This is a genomic window from Sinomonas soli, assembly GCF_054782415.1.
This window is the reverse complement of the sequence record NZ_BAAGSN010000003.1, coordinates 194377-211686: the sequence shown is the minus strand read 5'-3', so window position 1 is coordinate 211686 and position 17310 is coordinate 194377. Positions and strand designations below refer to the sequence as shown.

Sequence of the window (17310 nt, the reverse complement as noted above, 5' to 3'; positions counted from 1 at the left end):
CGTCCTCGGGGCCATGGAGAGGGGACGCCTTCCGCGCCGGCGCGCCCTGGCGATCGTGGCGGCAGCGCTGCGCGTGCCCGCCGAGCGGCGTGCCGCCTTCGCCGCCGCCCTCGCGCAGGCCTGCCCACCGGATCCGGAACGCATCCCGTCGCTGGGGGCACTGGGCAGGGGGCTGCGCCGGCTCGTGGAGGACTACGTTACGGAACCGCTGAGCATCCGCAAACGCGAAGCGGCCGCGCGCCGGCGCATCGATGTGGACCCGGCGCCGGACGGCATGTGCTGGCTCACCGCGTACCTGCCGCTCGAGGTCGGCGCGGCGATCGACACGAGGCTCGAGGCGCTCGCCCGCTCGCTGCAGTCGCCCACCGAGCCCCGAGGCATCGGCCAGCTCCGCCTGGACGTCTTCGCTGACCTGCTCATGGGTGCTGACTGCGCCCCGGCGATGGTGAACGGGCGAGGAACCCCGAGCACAGGGGGCACAGGGACCGATACCCCCTGCCGCACGCCGGGCGGGACCCGCACCGAACTCATCGTCACCGTCCCGGCCGGGACGCTGCGAGGCGACTCGGAGGCCTCTGGCGAGATCATCGGGTACGGTCCGATCGACGCCGATGCGGTGCGGCTCATGGCCGCCGAGGCCGCGACATGGAGCCGGATGTGGGTCGATCCCGCCGATGGCGCCCCCGTCGCGCTGGGCCGGCGGCGCTACACGCCGACCCTCGCCATGCGCCGACAGCTCGGAGCACGCGACGCCGCCTGCCGCTTCCCGGGATGCGATGTCCCGGCGGCCGCCGCCGAGGCGGACCACACCGACGAATGGGCCGACGGCGGCACAACGGACCTGGCCAACCTGGCCCTGCTCTGCCGCGAGCACCACCGTCTCAAGTCTCTCGGCTACTGGAGGGTCCGGCAGCTCGGCCCGTCGCGGCACGGGCCCTCCCGCGCCGGTGCGGCGCGAGACCGCGGCACGGCGGCCGAGCCGCGGCATCGCGTCGCCTCGTCCGCCCCCACGGGATCCCCTCCCGCAATGCCGGCTGCCACCCGCTCGCCTTCGGTGGCCGCCCGGTCAGGGATCCTCGAGTGGACGTCGCCGACAGGGCAGAGACACCTCAGCTACCCCGAACCGGATCCTCCGCCGCCGTTCTGACGGCGCAGTCCTGACGGCGCAGTCCTGACTGCGCAAATCCTGACGGCGCAGCCCTGACGGCGCAGTCCTGACTCAGAGTTCGCTCTGAGGACGTCGTTCCGATCACGACCTCGCACCCGCAGCTCCGCCAACGGCAGGCCGTCCTTCCCGGGGCGGCGAACGTCATTCCCGGCGCGGCTACCGTCATTCCCGGCGCGGCTACCGTCATTCCCGGCGCGGCTACCGGTGGGCGATGCCGACCACCGCGGCGTAGGCCTCCTCCACCGCCTCCGCGGCCCGGGCGAGGTCCGGGGCCTCGATGGTGCCGGGCAGGGTGAAGCGCACTGCCGTCAGGGCGACCTCGGGATCGATGCCCATGGCGAGCAGCACCGACGAGGGCTCGCTCGACCCGGCAGCGCACGCGGACCCGGACGAGCACACCACGCCGCGGCGCTCGAGCTCGAGCAGCACCGACTCGCCGCTGACGCGCGGGAAGCAGAACGAGGCACTCCCTGGCAGCCGCTCGGTGGGGTGTCCGGTCAGGATCGCGTCGGGGACGAGCTCCAGGACGCGGGCGATGAAGGCGTCGCGCAGGGACGAGAGGCGGGCCGACACCGTCGTGCGCTCGGCCTCGGCGAGGCGCAGCGCGGTGGCGAGGGCCACGGCTCCGGCGACGTTCTCGGTGCCGGAGCGCCGGCCCCGCTCCTGGCCGCCGCCATCGAGGACGGGCTCGAGGGCGAGGCGGCCGGCGGCGTAGAGCGCGCCGACGCCCTTGGGCGCCCCGAGCTTATGCCCGGATATGCTCAGCGCGTCCACACCGAGCGCGCGCACGTCCAGCGGCAGCCAGCCGGCAGCCTGAACCGCGTCGGTGTGGAACGGCACCGCGGCGCCGCGGGCCACGGCAGCGAGCTCGGCAACGGGCTGCACCGTTCCCACCTCGTTGTTGGCAAACATGACCGACGCGACCGCCGTCTCCGGGCCCACGACGGCGGCGAGCGCCTCCGGCGCGACGCGCCCCGCGTCGTCGGCCGCCAGCACGTCGACGGAGAAGCCGTGCAGCCGGGCAAGGGCCCGCGCGGACTCGAGGACCGCCGGGTGCTCGACGGCGCTGACGACGACGCGCGACCGCCTCGGGTCCGCGGCTCGCCGGGCCAGGGCGATCCCCTTCACCGCGAGGTTGTCCGCCTCGGTGCCGCCCGAGGTGAACGTGATCTCGGCGCCCCTGCATCCGAGCACGCCGGCCACCTCGTCGCGCGCCGCCTCGAGCGCGTCGCGCGCGCGGGCCCCGAGTTCGTGGTGGCTCGAGGCGTTGCCGAAGTCGCCGGTGAGTAAGGGCCACATGGCCTCGAGGACTTCGCGGCGCACCGGGGTGGTGGCGGCGGCGTCGAGGTAGATCATGGCGTGCCGATGACCACGTCGAGGCCGAGGTCGAGGTTGACCACCGAGTGGGTGAGCGCCCCGACGGAGATGACGTCGACCCCGGTGGCCGCGATGGCGGCGACGGTGCCGAGGGTGACGCCGCCGCTGGCCTCGACAATCGCCCGGCCCCCGATGAGCTCGACGCCCGCGCGCAGGTCCTCGAGTGCGAAGTTGTCCAGCATGACCGTGTCCACGCCGGCGGCGAGGACGGGCTCGATCTGCTCGATGCGGTCGACCTCGACCTCGACGTGGGTCGTGTGCCCGAGCCGGGCGCGCACGCCCTGGAGGGCCTCGGTGAGCCTGACGGGGTCGCCGCCGGTGAGCACGGCGAGGTGGTTGTCCTTGGCCATGACGGCGTCGGAGAGGCTGAACCGATGGTTGCGGCCGCCGCCGCACCGCACGGCGTACCGTTCGAGCTCGCGCAGCCCCGGCGTCGTCTTGCGGGTGTCGACGATCCGCGCTCGGGTCCCGGCGGTCCGCGCGACGTACTCGGCTGTGAGGGCCGCGATGGCGCTCATGCGCTGCACGAGGTTGAGCACCACGCGTTCGGCGGTGAGGATCGCCTGCGCCCTGCCGGTGACCCGGGCCAGGACGGCGCCGGCCGTGAAGGCCTCGCCCTCCCTGGTGAGGAGCTCGACGGACGCGTCGGCGTCGTGGAACCTGAAGCCGGCCTCGACGATGGGACCGCCCGAGAAGACGCCGGCTACCCGGGCCCGCAGCTCGGCCGTAGCGGTCGCGTCGGCGGGGATCAGCAGGAGGGAGGTGAGGTCGCCGCTCGGGGCGTCCTCGGCGTACGCCGCCTCGAGCACCCGCCGCACGGCGCCCGGAGCCAGCGGGATGGGCGGAAGCGGTGGCGCGGTCGGCGCGCCGCCGCGGGCGGTGCTGGTGGCCTCTGCGGTGTGGGTCATGTCAGGCGGTCCTTCCGAGGAGTGCATGCTGGGAGGCGGGCGCCTCGGTAGCGGCGGCCCCGCCCGGGCGGCGCATGACAACCGGACGCGGCGTCCCGTGCGCCGCGTCCTCTCGCGCCGAGCTGCCGAGCGGGGCGGGGAGACGCCGGTCGGGGAAGTCGAGCCGGAAGTGCGCCCCGACGGACTCCTCCCGGGCCTCCGCCGCGGCGGCAAGGAGACGTCCGAGGAGGAGCAGGTGGGCGGTCTCCGGGTCGTCGGCGGTCCATCCGCGGAGCGTACGGGTCAGGCGCACGAGGCCGCTGCTGTCGCGGATGACCCCGCCGTCCGCCTGCATCGCATCGGCGACGAGTGCCCGCCCCGCCTCCTCCGGGAGCGCCCGGGCGTCCTCGGCCGGGAAGGCGTCCACGAGGTGCGCGTCGGCAACGTCCGGACCGCCCCACCCGCGCGGGGAGGAGCCGGAGCGAGCGGCCGAGAGTGCGTGCCGCACGGCGCGCCCGGCGAAGACGACACCCTCGAGCAGCGAGTTCGAGGCGAGGCGGTTGGCTCCGTGGACGCCGGTGCAGGCGGCCTCCCCGACGGCATAGAGGCCGGGGACGCTCGTGGCGCCGTGGAGATCGGTCGCGACGCCGCCCATCCAATAGTGCGCCGCGGGGCCGATGGGCAGGGGCTCCCGGCGCCAGTCGAACCCGGCGGCGCGGGTCATGGTGTCGAGGCCCGGGAAACGGCCCGCGAGGAAGCCGGCGCCGTGGAGGCCCTCAAGCGCGGTGGCATCAAGGTAGGCCTGGCCGCCGCCCGCCCGGGCGTGCAGCGCGAGGGCGCGGGAGACCACGTCCCGCGGGGCGAGCTCGCCGAGCGGATGGTAGTCGGCGACGAAGCGGCGCCCCGACGCGTCGCGGATCACCGCGCCCTCTCCGCGCACTGCCTCCGAGATGAGGGACGAGCGCAGGGCGCCGTCGGGGCCTGCGACCTGCAGCGCCGTGGGGTGGAACTGGTAGAACTCGAGGTCGCGGAGCGCGGCACCGGCCAGGAAGCCGAGGGCGACGCCGTCCCCGGTCGCGACCGCCGGGTTGGTCGTCTGCGCGAACAGCTGCCCCGCTCCCCCGGTGGCGAGCACCACGGCGTCGGCCCGGACGCGCTCGGGGCTGCGGTCCGCACCACGGGTGAAGGCGACCCCGGCGACGGCACCGCTGTCGAGGAGGACCTCTGTGGCCCTGGCGTCCTCGTGCACGGCGACGCGCCCCTCGGCTTCGAGGGCGCGCAGGCGGCGTATCAGGGCGCGGGTGATCCCCGCGCCGCTCGCGTCCCCGCCGGCGTGCAGGATGCGGGGGAACGAGTGGGCTGCCTCGAGACCGAGCAGGGGACGCCCGTCGGGGCCGAGATCGAACGCGACGCCCCGGTCGACGAGATCCGTGACGGAGTCCGCGGCGGACCTGCACATCAGTTCGACGGCTGGGCGCGAGCCGATCCCGGCACCGGCGGCGATGGTGTCCGCCACGTGGCTGGCGACGGTGTCCCCGGAGGCGCGCTGCCCCTCGGGAAGGACCGCGGCGTAGCCGCCTTGGGCCAGCATGCTGTTGCTGTCCGCGAGGCGCGCCTTGGTCAGGAGCACGACGTCGGCCCCCGCCTCGGCGGCCGATACCGCCGCAGTGAGGCCGGCGGCACCGCTGCCCACCACGACGAGCTGCCGGAGCCCGTCGGGGGCCGCCGCGCCCACGCGCCGCGGTGTCACGGCCGCGCCGCCAGCATGCGCTCGAGGGCCACGCGCGCGGTCGAGGCGACCTCGGTCGGGACCTCGATGCGGTTGCGCACCTCGCCCTCGACGAGGCCCTCCAGGACCCAGGCGAGGTAGCCGGGGTGGATCCGGTACATGGTCGAGCAGGGGCAGATCACCGGGTCGAGGCAGAAGACCGTGTGCTGGGGGTACTCGGCGGCGAGCCGGTTCACGAGGTTGACCTCGGTGCCGATGGCGAACACGGTGGGCTCGGTGGCCCCGGCGATCGCCTTGCGGATGTAGTCGGTCGACCCGTACTCGTCGGCCGCATCGACGACCTCCATGGGGCATTCGGGGTGCACGATCACCCGCACGCCCGGGTACTCCGCGCGGGCCTTCTCGATCTGGGCGACGGAGAAGCGCTTGTGGACGGAGCAGAAGCCGTGCCACAGGATCACGCGGGAGTCCCGGAGGGTGGCCGGGTCGTTGCCTCCCAGGGGCTTCCGCGGGCTCCACATCGGCATCTGCTCGAGCGGGACGCCCATGGCCTTGGCGGTGTTGCGGCCCAGGTGCTGGTCCGGGAAGAAGAGCACCCGCTGCCCACGCTCGAACGCCCACTCGAGCACCGTCGCGGCGTTGGAGGACGTGCACACGATCCCCCCGCGCTCGCCGCAGAAGCCCTTGAGGGCGGCGGACGAGTTCATGTAGGTCACGGGGATGACGGGCACGCGGCCCTCGGCGTCCGGCTCCGTCCCGAAGAGCTCCTCGAGCTGCGCCCAGGCCTGTTCCACCGAGTCGATGTCCGCCATGTCCGCCATCGAGCAGCCCGCGGCGAGGTTCGGGAGGATGACGGCCTGATCCGGGCGGGAGAGGATGTCCGCGGTCTCGGCCATGAAGTGGACGCCGCAGAACACGATCGCCTCGGCGTCAGGCCGGGTGAGGGCGGCGTTGGCGAGCTGGAAGGAGTCGCCCACGAAGTCGGCGTGCTCCACGACCTCGTCGCGCTGGTAGAAGTGGCCGAGGACCACGACCCGGTCGCCGAGCTTCTCCTTGGCGGCCATGATCCGTGCGTGCAGCTCCGCCTCGGTCGCCTGCTTGTACTCCTCGGGCAGCTGGCCCTGGCGCGGGGTCGACGCGGGGGCACGGTCTGCGGCCGATGCACCGGGCCCGTACGCGGGCATGCCGCGCAGCGCCTCCGCGGCGTCGAACTCCCACGGGCCCTTCGCGAGGTCGGCGCTGCACGTGCCCGCGGCGGCGGCCTCGGCCTCCGCACGGGTGACGAGGCTGATGGCGGTGGCGACAGAGGTCATGGCGTGCTCCTGGTGGATGCTGCTGGGGCTGGTGCGGTCTTGGACGGGTCGGCCGGTGATGCGGCCGCTGGGCTGGGTGCCGCCTGGGGCGGCGGGGCTGTCGTGGCGTCGATCCGCCCCCGCGCCCCGGTGTAGCGGTAGAGCCTCGGGGGACGGTGCCGGCCTCCTTCGAGGACCTCGTCGGTGGGCTCGATCTCGGCCATGCCCTTGAGCTGGCGGCGGAAGTTCGCGGGGTCGAGCGGGCGGCCGAGCACGGCCTCGTAGACCTCGCGCAGCTGGGCCAGGGTGAACTTCTCCCCGAGGAAGTGGTAGGCGATCTGGGCGTACTCGATCTTGCTGCGCAGGCGCCAGAGCGCGTAGTCCACGATCTCCCGGTGGTCGAACGCGAGCCCGCCATCCTGCTCGCCGGCGGTGTCGGCCCGGTGCCAGGCGACGTTCTCATCCTCCTCGCCGAGGAGCTCGGCCTCCGTGGCGCGGACCAGCGCCCAGTACACGATGGAGACCACCCGCTGGCTGCCGCGCTCGGGCCGGCTCGATCGGTTGAGGCCGCCGAACGCGTAGAGCTGCTCGAGGTACTCGGGCTCGAGTCCGGTGGTCTGCTGGAGGTTGCGGCGCGCCGCGTCCTCGAGGGACTCCGTCGGCGCGAGGGGTCCTCCGGGGAGCGCCCACCGGCCCTTGAAGGGTTCCTTGACCCGCCGGACGAGCGGGATCCACAGGGTGGGGCCGCCGCCCGACTCCCCCCGGGTCGATTCCGGGGTCAGGGCGAAGATCACCGTGGAGATCGCGAGTGACGGCGGCAGCTGGGCCCGCTCCGAGACGTTGGCGCCCACGGCGGCGTGCGGGCCCACGCCGGCGTGCGGGCCCACGGCGGCCGGCGCGGCGGGGGACGGGAAGATCCCGCTCATGCGCGCCTCCAGCCGTCGAGGTCAGGGCGGCACAGGTGGCCGCACTAGTTAGAGTCAAAATGACTTTAACTCATGATACGCCGCCACTGGCCCCGGCACCAAAAGGTGACGCGAAGAGGCCAGCCGGCCTCAGCTCCGCGCGGCGGCCTCGAGCAGGGGCAGAGTGCGCCCCTCGAAGTGGGTGTTGAGCACGATCACCGAGGAGGAACGGACCACCGCGCGCGTGGCGGTGACGGCGTCGAGCACGCGCTGGAGGTCGGAGTTGGAGCGGGCCGCGACCCGCGCCATGAGGTCACTGTCCCCCGACACGGTGTGCACCTCGAGCACCTCCGGGATCTCGGCGAGGGCCGCGGCGACGGCGTCGTGCCCGGAGTCCTGGTTGATCGTCAGCGAGCAGAAGGCCACGACGGGGAACCCGAAGGCGCGCGGCTCCGGATGCGGAGCCCACTGCCCGATGACGCCGCTCGCCACCATCCGGTCGAGCCGGGCCTGGACCGTGGCACGGGCCACCTTGAGGATCCGCGACGCCTCGAGCACGTTCATGCGGTGCTCGTCGGTGAACAGCCGGACAATCCTGGCGTCGAGCTCGTCGACCTTCATGCGGGCCTCCAGATCAGGGTCGGAGCGAAAGGGTCTGCGGATCAGATCGAATGCTACAGATTGATGATCCCGCGCGCATGCACTGCGCATTGTGTCAACTTCCGCGTCGCCCGGTGCGCTCTTCCTGCACATCCTGCGCAGGGGCGTGAGGTGCACCACACAGGCCTCCGCCAAAGGCGCTATGGTCAGTGGGTCCTCTGGCCGACGGCGCCCATCCTGCGACGGCGGCCACCGATCCTCCGAAAGACGGAAATGACAGCTATGCAAACGTCAGACGGCCTCGGGACCGCGTCAACGACGACGCAGCCTCCGCGGCTCGGGCCCTCGATGTCGCCGCGGCAGCTCACCATGATGGGCCTCGGCAGTGCCATCGGGGCCGGCCTGTTCATCGGCTCGGGAGCGGGCATCCAGGCCGCCGGCCCGGCGGTCCTCATCTCCTACCTCGTGGCCGGCACCCTCATCATCATCGTGATGTGGGCCCTGGGCGAGATGGCGGCCGCCAACCCCAACAGCGGCGCGTTCTCGGTCTACACCGGCAAGGCCCTCGGCGGCGTCGCCGGCGCCACCGTCGGGTGGCTGTGGTGGTGCCAGCTCGTCGTCGTGATCGCCGCAGAGGCTCTCGGCGCCGCCGGCCTGCTGGCCACGGTCTTCCCGGCGCTGCCCGTGTGGCTCATGGCGCTGGTCTTCATGGGCGCCTTCACGGCCGTGAACCTCACCGGCGTTCGCAACTTCGGCGAGTTCGAGTTCTGGTTCGCGCTGCTCAAGGTCGCCGCGATCGTCATCTTCCTGCTCGTGGGCGCCGCCCTCCTGTTCGGCTGGCTCCCGCACGCGGCCTCGCCGGGCCTGTCCCACTTCACGGCCGACGGCGGATTCGCGCCCCACGGCATGGGCGGCATAGCGACCGGCCTGTTCGTCGTCGCGTTCGCCTTCGGCGGCACGGAGATCGTCTCCGTCGCCGCGGCCGAGACGCGCGATCCCGCGCGCAGCGTGGCCCGCGCCGTCCGCACGGTGGTGTGGCGCATCCTCGTGTTCTACATCGGCTCCATCTTCGTCATCGCCGCCGTGATCCCGTGGAACTCCCCCGAGCTCAAGAGCCCGTTCGCCGGCGTCCTCGACCTCGCGGGCCTGCCCGGTGCCGCCACGGTGATCACCCTCGTGGCCGTCGTCGCACTCCTGTCCGCGCTCAACGCCAACCTCTACGGCGCCTCGCGGATGATCTTCTCCCTGGCCGAGCGCCGGGAGGCGCCGCGCGCCCTCACGTCGCTGACCAAGACCAGGGTCCCGGCCCTCGCCGTCGCGGCGTCGGTCGCCTTCGGCTTCATCGCCACGGTGCTCGAGCTCCTGTTCCCCGACCATGTCCTGCCGCTGCTGCTGAACTTCGTCGGGTCCACGTGCCTGATCGTCTGGGGTTCGGCCCTCGTCTCGCAGATCGTGCTGCGCCGCCGCGCCGACGCCGCGGGCACCGCCCTGCCCCTGCGCATGGCAGGCTTCCCGTGGCTGTCCGCCTTCGGCGTCGTGCTCCTCGCCGCGATCTTCACGGTAGGCCTCATCGGAGCGGACAGCCGCGCCCAGCTGCTGAGCACGTTCGTCCTCGTCGCCGCCATCGCCGCCGGCGCCTGGCTGCGGCGCCGCGCGGTGGCGGGGCAGCCGGCCGCGGCCAGCACGGAAGGCGAGCCCAGCCCGCGGGATCTGGCGGGCACGGGAGACGCTGACCGCTGATCCAGCCGTCTCGCCGCCGCGGGCCCGGACCCGCACCCAGCGTGGTCCGGGCCCGCGGCCGTCTCTGCCCTGAGAGCGCTTGCACATTGTGCAGTGATCCAGACCACAGCGGCCTCACGGTAGACAGATTGCTTGCTTGAGCTTGGATCGATTGCACACACTGTGCGCCCCGCGTACGGTCCTGCTATGCAGACTTCACCGACAGCACAAGCCTCCTCCGGCCGTGCGGGCCTCGCCGGGGCGCACCCGGAGCCGTTGCCGGAGCTTCCCTCGGCAGCCCCCGTGACCGACGCAGACCTCCTCGAGCTCTACCGGCTCATGACGGCGGTCCGGCAGCTCGACCTCGCCGCCGTCGCGTGGCAGCGCCAGGGCATCCTCCCCGCCTACGCGCCCGAGCTCGGGCAGGAGGCCGCCCAGGTCGCCTCGGCCCTCGCCCTGGACCTCTCGCGGGACTTCGCGTTCCCCACCTACCGGGAGCTGGGCGTTGCCCGCGCGGCAGGGGTGGACATGGTCGAGTACATGTCCACCCATCTGGCCACGTGGCACGGCGGGCTCTGGGACGCCGCCGCCACTCACGTCGCGCCGATCCAGGCCGTCGTCGCGGGCTCTGTCCTGCACGCGGTCGGCTGGGCGCATGGCCAGACCCTCGCGGGGGAACCCGGCGTCGCGATCACCTACCTCGGCGACGGAGCCTCGAGCCAGGGCGACGTGCATGAGGCCATGAACTTCGCCGGAGTCTTCAGGGCACCGGTCGTCTTCTTCGTGCAGAACAACGGCTGGGCCATCTCGGTGCCCACCGAGCGGCAGGTCGCCGGCGGCAGCGTCGCCGCGCGCGGAGCCGGCTACGGCATCCCGGCCCTCCAGGTCGACGGGAACGACGCGGCCGCCGTGCTCGAGGCGACCCGCCGCGCCGTCGCCCACGCCCGCGCGGGCCGCGGGCCCGTGATCGTCGAGGCGATGACCTACCGGCGGGGCCCGCACGCCACCAGCGACGACCCTGGCCGCTACCGCACGCTGGACCAGGAGCGTGCCGACGGCGGCGCCGACCCGCTGGTCCGACTGCGCGAGCGCCTGACGGGCGAGGGCATCGCGGACGAGGCCGAGCTCGACGCCGCCGACGCCGCGGGAGCCGCCGAGGCCGAGGCGGTGCGCGCGGGCGTCCTGGCGCTGGGCCCGCGCCCGGGCGCCGAGATGTTCGACTTCGTCTTCACCGAACCCACCGACGAGCTGCTGCAGCAGAAGGCTGCGTGGCGCGAGGAGTCCGAGCATGCCTGAGACCCTGTCCACCACCGGCGCACCCAACGCCTCGGCCTCCCGGCACGAGTCCCGCACGCTCTCGCTGCAGGGCGCCCTCAACCTCGCCCTCGACGAGCTCCTCGCCGAGGACCCGAAGGTCCTCGTCCTCGGCGAGGACGTCGGCACCCTCGGCGGCGTCTTCCGCGTCACGAGCGGGCTCGCCGCCGCCCACGGGGCCGAGCGCGTCTTCGACACGCCGCTCGCGGAGTCTGGCATCCTCGGCATGTCGATCGGCCTCGCGATGGCTGGCTTCCGGCCGGTGCCCGAGGTCCAGTTCGACGGCTTCGCCTACCCTGCCATGAACCAGATCGTCACCCAGCTGGGACGGATCCACTACCGCTCCCGCGGCGCCCTCCGCGTGCCCGTCACGCTGCGGGTGCCGAGCTTCGGCGGGATCCGCGCCCCCGAGCACCACGGCGAGAGCCTCGAGTCCGTGTTCGCGCACGTGCCGGGCCTCAAGGTCGTCTCCCCCGCGGACCCGCAGCAGGGGTACTCGCTGCTCAAGGCGGCCGTCCGCATGGACGACCCGGTGATCTTCATGGAGCCCAAGTCACGCTACTGGCAGAAGGGCGAGGTCGTCACGGAGGACGGGCACTCCGATGTCACCGGCGCGCGGATCGCCCGCGAGGGCCGCCACCTCACGCTCGTCGCCTGGGGCGCCATGGTGGCCCGGTGCCTGCAGGTCGCCGAGCTCGCCGCGGAGGACGGGATCGACATCGAGGTCGTCGACCTGCGCTGGCTCAAGCCGATCGACACCGACACGCTGGCGAGGTCCGTGGCGAAGACGCGGCGCGCCGTCGTCGTCCACGAGGCACCCCTCACCGCAGGCCTCGGCGCAGAGGTGGCCCAGCGCATCACGGAGCGCTGCTTCGGAACCCTCAGGGCACCCGTTGAGCGCGTCACCGGCTTCAACGTACCGTATCCGTCGGGGGACCTGGAGGACGAGTACATCCCGAATATCGACCGCATCCTGTTCGGCATCCAGCGAGTATTGGAGTACAAGCGTGGCTGAGATCTCCTTCCCCCTTCCCGACCTCGGCGAGGGCCTCATCGAGGCCACCGTCCTCGAGTGGCTCGTCGCCGAGGGCGACCAGGTCGAGCGCAACCAGCCGATGGTCGAGGTCGAGACCACGAAGTCGGCCCTCGAGCTGCCGAGCCCGCAGGCCGGCGTCGTCAAGAAGGTCCACGGAGCGCCCGGCGAGGTCATCAAGGTGGGCGAGCCGCTCATCGTCTTCGAGGTCGCGGACGACACCGCGGGCATCGTCGGCACCGTGCCATCCGAGGGCGCGCCGAAGCGCCGCGTGCGGCTGAGCGCCAACCTCGACGAGGATTGAGCACAGGAGCGGCACCGGCGGGCCCGAGGGGGACAGCCGCCGCGGTCGGGGACGAGGAGAGGATGGCGCACATGATGTCAGGCCAGCACGCTGGGCAGGCGGCGCACCACACGGTCGAGGGCACCGATCCCGGCCTGCACGTGGTCGTCGCCGAGCCCGAGGACCCCGCGGCGCTGCCGCCCGTCCTCCTCATCCACGGCTTCGCCTCGTCCGTGGCCCTCAACTGGGAGCAGAGCGGCTGGGTCGGGGCGCTGACCGGCGCGGGGCGGCGCGTGATCGCCGTCGACCTCCCCGGGCACGGCTCGAGCCAGGCACCCGAGGACGTCGACTCCTACACCCCGGGGCGCATCCGTGCCGACCTCCTGCAGATCGTCACTGATTCCGGCGCCCGGCCCCTCGCGGCCGGCCATCCCGAGAGCGGCCTCGACGTGGTCGGCTACTCCCTCGGGTCGCGGCTCGCGTGGGAGTTCGGGGCCACCCAGCCCGCGCTCGTACGGCGGATCGTGCTCGGCGGCCCGAGCAGCCGTGATCCGCTCGCGGAGTTCGACCTCGCCGCCGCCCAGCGCTTCCTCGCCGACGGGACGCCGATCGAGGACGCCTCGACCGCACGCCTGGTCACGATGGCCCTCGCCTCGCCGGGGTCGGACATGTACGCCCTGCTCTCCCTCGTGGAGGGGATCAAGGAGGAGCCCTTCGACGCCGCGGAGGCCGTGCCCCAGCAGCCCCTCCTGCTGGTCTCCGGCGAGAAGGACGAGCGCGTCGGGGCCCTCGAGGTCCTCGCCGAGCTCGCGCCGACCGCAACGACCGTGGTGGTCCCGGGGCGGAACCACGTCAACGTCGTGACGGCGCGCGCTTTCAAGCAGGCGGCCCTCGAGTTCCTCGCCCAGGTGTAGCGACCCGGGGGCCCCTCCTCCTCGCCCCTCGGCGGGGGTTGACGGGCCGCGTGTTCCACGGCACACTGGATCGTATACGATGATCGTATACGATCCAGTTCCCGTTTCAGGGAGCTGTCGACTCAAGGGAGAGGGACACGTGGAGCGAGCAGAACAGCGCGAGCAGCTGCGCCAGGACACCATCACGGGCGCCGGCAAGGTGATCGCCGTCCACCTGAACTACCCGACCCGCGCAGCGCAGCGGGGACGCACCCCCGCGGTGCCCTCCTACTTCCTCAAGCCCGCGACCTCGCTCGCGCTCGACGGCGCCGAGCTGGCCCGACCGCGCGGCGTCGAGCTCCTCACGGTCGAGGGCGAGGTGGCCCTCGTCATCGGGGCCCGGACCCGCAACGTCTCCCCCGAGGACGCCTGGTCCCATGTCGGGTCCGTGACAGCCGCGAACGACGCCGGCCTCGCTGACCTGCGCTGGCCCGACAAGGGCTCGAACCTGCGCTCGAAGGGCGCCGACGGCATCGCCCCGATCGGCCCGGCCCTGCTGCCGGCCCAGGAGCTCGACCCGGCCGGCCTGCGGGTGCGGATGTGGATCAACGGCGCCCTCGTCCAGGACGACTCGACCGCGACCCTCCTGTTCCCGTTCGCGCAGCTCGTCGCCGATCTCTCGCGCCTGATGACCCTCGAGCCCGGGGACATCATCCTCACCGGCACCCCGGCTGGGGCCACGGTGGCCCGGCCGGGCGACGTCGTGGAGGTCGAGGTCGACGGCGTGGCGTCCGACGGCGCGACCCTCACCACCGGGCGGCTCACCAACACGGTGGTCGACTCCGGCCTCGTCCTCGAGCCCTACGGCGCGCTCCCGAAGCTCACCGACGCAGACCGCATCGACGCCTGGGGCTCGGCCGAGGCCGCGGGGCTCTCAGCTGAGGGCGGCCCCGCGGACGGCGCGCAGGCGGCGGACGCCGGCCACCCGGCGTCGTCCGCGTCCGCGGCGGACACGCGGCCGGCGAGCGTCCTGACCCCGGAGCTCACCGAGAAGCTGCGGTCCGTCGGAACCGCGACCCTGAGCGTGCAGCTGCGCAAGCGCGGCATGCAGAACTGCCACATCGAGGGCCTGACCGCGACCCACCCGGGCGCCAAGGTCGTGGGCACGGCCCGCACCCTGCGCTACATCCCGGCCCGCGAAGACCTCTTCAAGGAGTTCGGCGGCGGGTACAACGCCCAGAAGCGCGCCGTGGACTCGCTGCGGCCCGGCGACATCCTCGTCATGGACGCACGGGGCGAGAAGGGCACGGGCACCCTCGGGGACGTCCTCGCGCTGCGCGCCCAGGTCCTCGGCGCCGAGGCCGTCATCACCGACGGCGGCATCCGCGACTTCGGTCCGGTCTCCGCGATGGAGATCCCCGCCTGGGGCGCGAACGCCCACCCGGCCGTCCTCGGGCGCCGGCACGTGCCGTGGAGCGTCGACGACACGGTCGCGTGCGGCGGCGCCGCCGTGGTCCCGGGCGACGTGATCGTGGGCGACGAGGACGGACTCGTGGTCATCCCGCCCGCGCTCGTGGCCGAGGTGGCCGAGGACGCCGTGGTCCAGGAGCGCATGGAGGCCTGGGTCGCAGACCGCGTCGCCGAGGGCCACCCCGTGGACGGGCTGTTCCCGATGAACGCCGAGTGGAAGGCAAAGTACGAGGCGTACCTCGCCGAGCAGCAGGGCACCCCCGCCCAGCAGCAGGGCACCGGGGAGCAGCAGTGACCGCACCCGCCCACGGAGCGCCGGCCCCGCCCGGCGAGCGCGCGGCGAGCAAGTCCGAGCTCGCCTACGAGTGGCTGCACGAGCAGATCGTCAGCGGCGGCCTGGCGCCCGGCGCCCGGCTCGTGCTGTCCCAGGTCGCCGAGAAGCTGGACGTCTCGGTGGTCCCGGTCCGCGAGGCGGTGCGCCGGCTCGAGGCAGAGGGCCTCGTGACGTTCGAGCGGAACGTCGGCGCCACCGTGGCCGGCATCGACCCGACCGAGTACCTGTACACGATGCAGACGCTGAGCCTCGTGGAGGGTGCCGCAACGGCGCTCTCGGCGCCGGCGGTGACGGCCCAGGACCTCGCGGCGGCTCGGGCGGTCAACGAGCGCATGCGCGAATTCCTCGCCCCGGATCCGCTGCACTTCGACTCCGTGGCCTTCACGGCACTCAATCGCGAGTTCCACTCCGTCCTGTTCGAGCGCTGCCCGAACCCGCACATCCTGGACCTCGTCCACCGCGGCTGGAACAGGCTCAAGGCCCTGCGCGGCTCGACGTTCAGCTACGTGCCGGAGCGCGCGAGCCAGTCCATCGAGGAGCACGAGGCGCTCCTTGCGCTGATCGAGCGCGGAGCGCCCACCGCCGAGATCGAGCTCGCCGCCCGGCGGCACCGCTCGGCGACCCTCGACGCCTACCTCGCCCACACGGGCGAGAACCCCGGATTCCCGACCCTCTAGTCCCTCATCCCGGACGCAGCGCGTCCACACGTCCACCCATCGGAGGATCACTGATGACCACCCATTCCGTTCCGGAGAACCTGCCTGAGCGCATCCAGCACTACATCGACGGCGAGTTCGTCGACTCGGTCGACGGTGACACGTTCGACGTCCTCGAGCCCGTCAGGAACGAGGTCTACGTCAAGGCCGCCGCCGGCAAGAAGGCAGACATCGAGCGCGCCGTCGCCGCGGCGAAGCGCGCCTTCGAGGAGGGCCCCTGGCCCAAGATGCTCCCCCGCGAGCGCTCGCGGGTCCTGCACCGCATCGCGGACATCGTCGAGTCCCGCGACGCCCGCCTGGCCCAGCTCGAGTCCTTCGACTCGGGCCTGCCCATCACCCAGGCCCTCGGCCAGGCCCGCCGCGCGGCGGAGAACTTCCGCTTCTTCGCGGACCTGATCGTGGCCCAGGCCGACGACACCTTCAAGGTCCCCGGCCGCCAGATCAACTACGTCAACCGCAAGCCGATCGGCGTCGCGGGCCTCATCACGCCGTGGAACACCCCGTTCATGCTCGAGTCCTGGAAGCTCGGACCGGCCCTGGCCACGGGCAACACCGTGGTGCTCAAGCCGGCCGAGTTCACCCCGCTCTCGGCCTCGCTGTGGGCCGGAATCTTCGAGGAGGCGGGCCTGCCGAAGGGCGTGTTCAACCTCGTCAACGGCCTCGGCGAGGACGCGGGCGACGCGCTCGTGAAGCACCCCGACGTGCCGCTCATCTCCTTCACGGGCGAGAGCCGCACGGGCCAGATCATCTTCGCCAACGCCGCCCCCTACCTCAAGGGCCTCTCCATGGAGCTCGGTGGCAAGAGCCCGGCGGTCGTCTTCGCCGACGCGGACCTCGACGCGGCCGTGGACGCCACGATCTTCGGCGTCTTCTCCCTCAACGGCGAGCGCTGCACCGCCGGCTCCCGCATCCTCGTCCAGCGCGGCATCTACGACGAGTTCGTGGAGCGCTACGCGGCGCAGGCCAAGCGCGTCAAGGTCGGCTACCCGCACGACCCCGCCACCGAGGTCGGCTCCCTCGTGCACCCCGAGCACTTCGAGAAGGTCATGGGCTATGTTGAGCTCGGCAAGGAGGAGGGCCGCCTCGTCGCCGGCGGCGGCCAGCCCGAGGGCTTCGAGTTCGGCAACTTCGTGGCTCCCACGGTGTTCGCCGACGTCAAGCCGGACGCCCGGATCTTCCAGGAGGAGATCTTCGGCCCCGTCGTCGCGATCACGCCGTTCGACACCGACGAGGAGGCCCTCGAGCTCGCCAACAACACCAAGTACGGCCTGGCCGCCTACGTGTGGACCAACGACCTCAAGCGGGCCCACAACTTCGCGCAGTCCGTCGAGGCCGGCATGGTCTGGCTCAACTCGAACAACGTCCGCGACCTCCGCACCCCCTTCGGCGGCGTGAAGGCCTCCGGCCTCGGCCACGAGGGCGGCTACCGCTCGATCGACTTCTACACCGACCAGCAGGCGGTCCACATCACGCTGGGCAAGGTGCACAACCCGACCTTCGGCAAGCAGGAGGCGCCTGCGGAGACGCACACCGCCACCGACCTCGACGACCCGGATCCCCGCTGAGCCGGCGGCCCCGCAACCACACCCC

15 protein-coding genes are annotated in these 17310 nt (G+C 72.9%); 9 read left to right on the top strand and 6 right to left on the bottom strand.

The window, feature by feature from the left end:
• The first annotated feature begins 13 nt into the window (after positions 1–13).
• The gene (locus ACYVKZ_RS02130) at positions 14–1147 is read left to right on the top strand and encodes an HNH endonuclease signature motif containing protein (RefSeq protein WP_460990370.1); all 1134 of its coding nucleotides are present in this window, start codon (positions 14–16) and stop codon (positions 1145–1147) included.
• Between the two features lie 219 nt (positions 1148–1366).
• Here ACYVKZ_RS02130 and ACYVKZ_RS02125 read toward each other — a convergent pair whose 3' ends face one another.
• The 6 genes from ACYVKZ_RS02125 to ACYVKZ_RS02100 form a co-directional block, all read right to left on the bottom strand.
• A complete protein-coding gene (locus ACYVKZ_RS02125; protein ID WP_460990369.1) occupies positions 1367–2524 on the bottom strand; it encodes a cysteine desulfurase family protein in 1158 nt (385 codons plus the stop codon).
• Positions 2521–3453, bottom strand: a complete 933-nt coding sequence (nadC, locus tag ACYVKZ_RS02120) for a carboxylating nicotinate-nucleotide diphosphorylase (RefSeq protein WP_460990368.1) — start codon at positions 3451–3453, stop codon at positions 2521–2523. The genes ACYVKZ_RS02125 and nadC overlap by 4 nt, the downstream gene beginning before the upstream one ends.
• Position 3454: 1 nt before the next feature.
• Positions 3455–5182: an L-aspartate oxidase gene (gene nadB / locus ACYVKZ_RS02115; protein ID WP_460990367.1), complete on the bottom strand. Its 1728-nt coding sequence runs from the start codon at positions 5180–5182 to the stop codon at positions 3455–3457.
• The gene (gene nadA / locus ACYVKZ_RS02110; RefSeq protein ID WP_460990366.1) at positions 5179–6474 is read right to left on the bottom strand and encodes a quinolinate synthase NadA; all 1296 of its coding nucleotides are present in this window, start codon (positions 6472–6474) and stop codon (positions 5179–5181) included. The genes nadB and nadA overlap by 4 nt, the downstream gene beginning before the upstream one ends.
• Entirely contained in the window at positions 6471–7379 is a 909-nt protein-coding gene (locus ACYVKZ_RS02105) for an NUDIX hydrolase (protein WP_460990365.1), read from the bottom strand. The genes nadA and ACYVKZ_RS02105 overlap by 4 nt, the downstream gene beginning before the upstream one ends.
• Positions 7380–7508: 129 nt before the next feature.
• Positions 7509–7979: an Lrp/AsnC family transcriptional regulator gene (locus ACYVKZ_RS02100; protein ID WP_310078388.1), complete on the bottom strand. Its 471-nt coding sequence runs from the start codon at positions 7977–7979 to the stop codon at positions 7509–7511.
• 261 nt (positions 7980–8240) lie between these two features.
• On the opposite strand from ACYVKZ_RS02100, the gene ACYVKZ_RS02095 reads away from it, so the two are divergent.
• The 8 genes from ACYVKZ_RS02095 to hpaE all read left to right on the top strand — a co-directional run bounded on the left by ACYVKZ_RS02095 (position 8241) and on the right by hpaE (position 17285).
• Positions 8241–9698: an amino acid permease gene (locus tag ACYVKZ_RS02095; RefSeq protein WP_460990364.1), complete on the top strand. Its 1458-nt coding sequence runs from the start codon at positions 8241–8243 to the stop codon at positions 9696–9698.
• Positions 9699–10016: 318 nt separating this feature from the next.
• Positions 10017–10973: a thiamine pyrophosphate-dependent enzyme gene (locus tag ACYVKZ_RS02090; protein ID WP_460990578.1), complete on the top strand. Its 957-nt coding sequence runs from the start codon at positions 10017–10019 to the stop codon at positions 10971–10973.
• Positions 10966–12006 carry an alpha-ketoacid dehydrogenase subunit beta gene (locus ACYVKZ_RS02085; protein ID WP_460990363.1) on the top strand — a complete coding sequence of 347 codons (1041 nt, stop codon included), beginning with the start codon at positions 10966–10968 and terminating at the stop codon, positions 12004–12006. Before ACYVKZ_RS02090 ends, ACYVKZ_RS02085 begins: the two co-directional genes overlap by 8 nt.
• Positions 11999–12328 (top strand): biotin/lipoyl-containing protein, encoded by a 330-nt coding sequence (locus tag ACYVKZ_RS02080; protein WP_460990362.1) that lies wholly within the window; start codon positions 11999–12001, stop codon positions 12326–12328. The genes ACYVKZ_RS02085 and ACYVKZ_RS02080 overlap by 8 nt, the downstream gene beginning before the upstream one ends.
• Before the next feature lie 74 nt (positions 12329–12402).
• Complete coding sequence (locus ACYVKZ_RS02075; protein ID WP_460990577.1) at positions 12403–13221, top strand: alpha/beta fold hydrolase; 819 nt, start codon at positions 12403–12405, stop codon at positions 13219–13221.
• Between the two features lie 79 nt (positions 13222–13300).
• Complete coding sequence (locus tag ACYVKZ_RS02070) at positions 13301–14965, top strand: fumarylacetoacetate hydrolase family protein (RefSeq protein ID WP_460990361.1); 1665 nt, start codon at positions 13301–13303, stop codon at positions 14963–14965.
• The gene (locus tag ACYVKZ_RS02065) at positions 14962–15681 is read left to right on the top strand and encodes a GntR family transcriptional regulator (RefSeq protein ID WP_460990360.1); all 720 of its coding nucleotides are present in this window, start codon (positions 14962–14964) and stop codon (positions 15679–15681) included. Before ACYVKZ_RS02070 ends, ACYVKZ_RS02065 begins: the two co-directional genes overlap by 4 nt.
• 53 nt (positions 15682–15734) lie before the next feature.
• Positions 15735–17285, top strand: a complete 1551-nt coding sequence (hpaE, locus tag ACYVKZ_RS02060) for a 5-carboxymethyl-2-hydroxymuconate semialdehyde dehydrogenase (RefSeq protein WP_460990359.1) — start codon at positions 15735–15737, stop codon at positions 17283–17285.
• Positions 17286–17310: the final 25 nt, after the last annotated feature.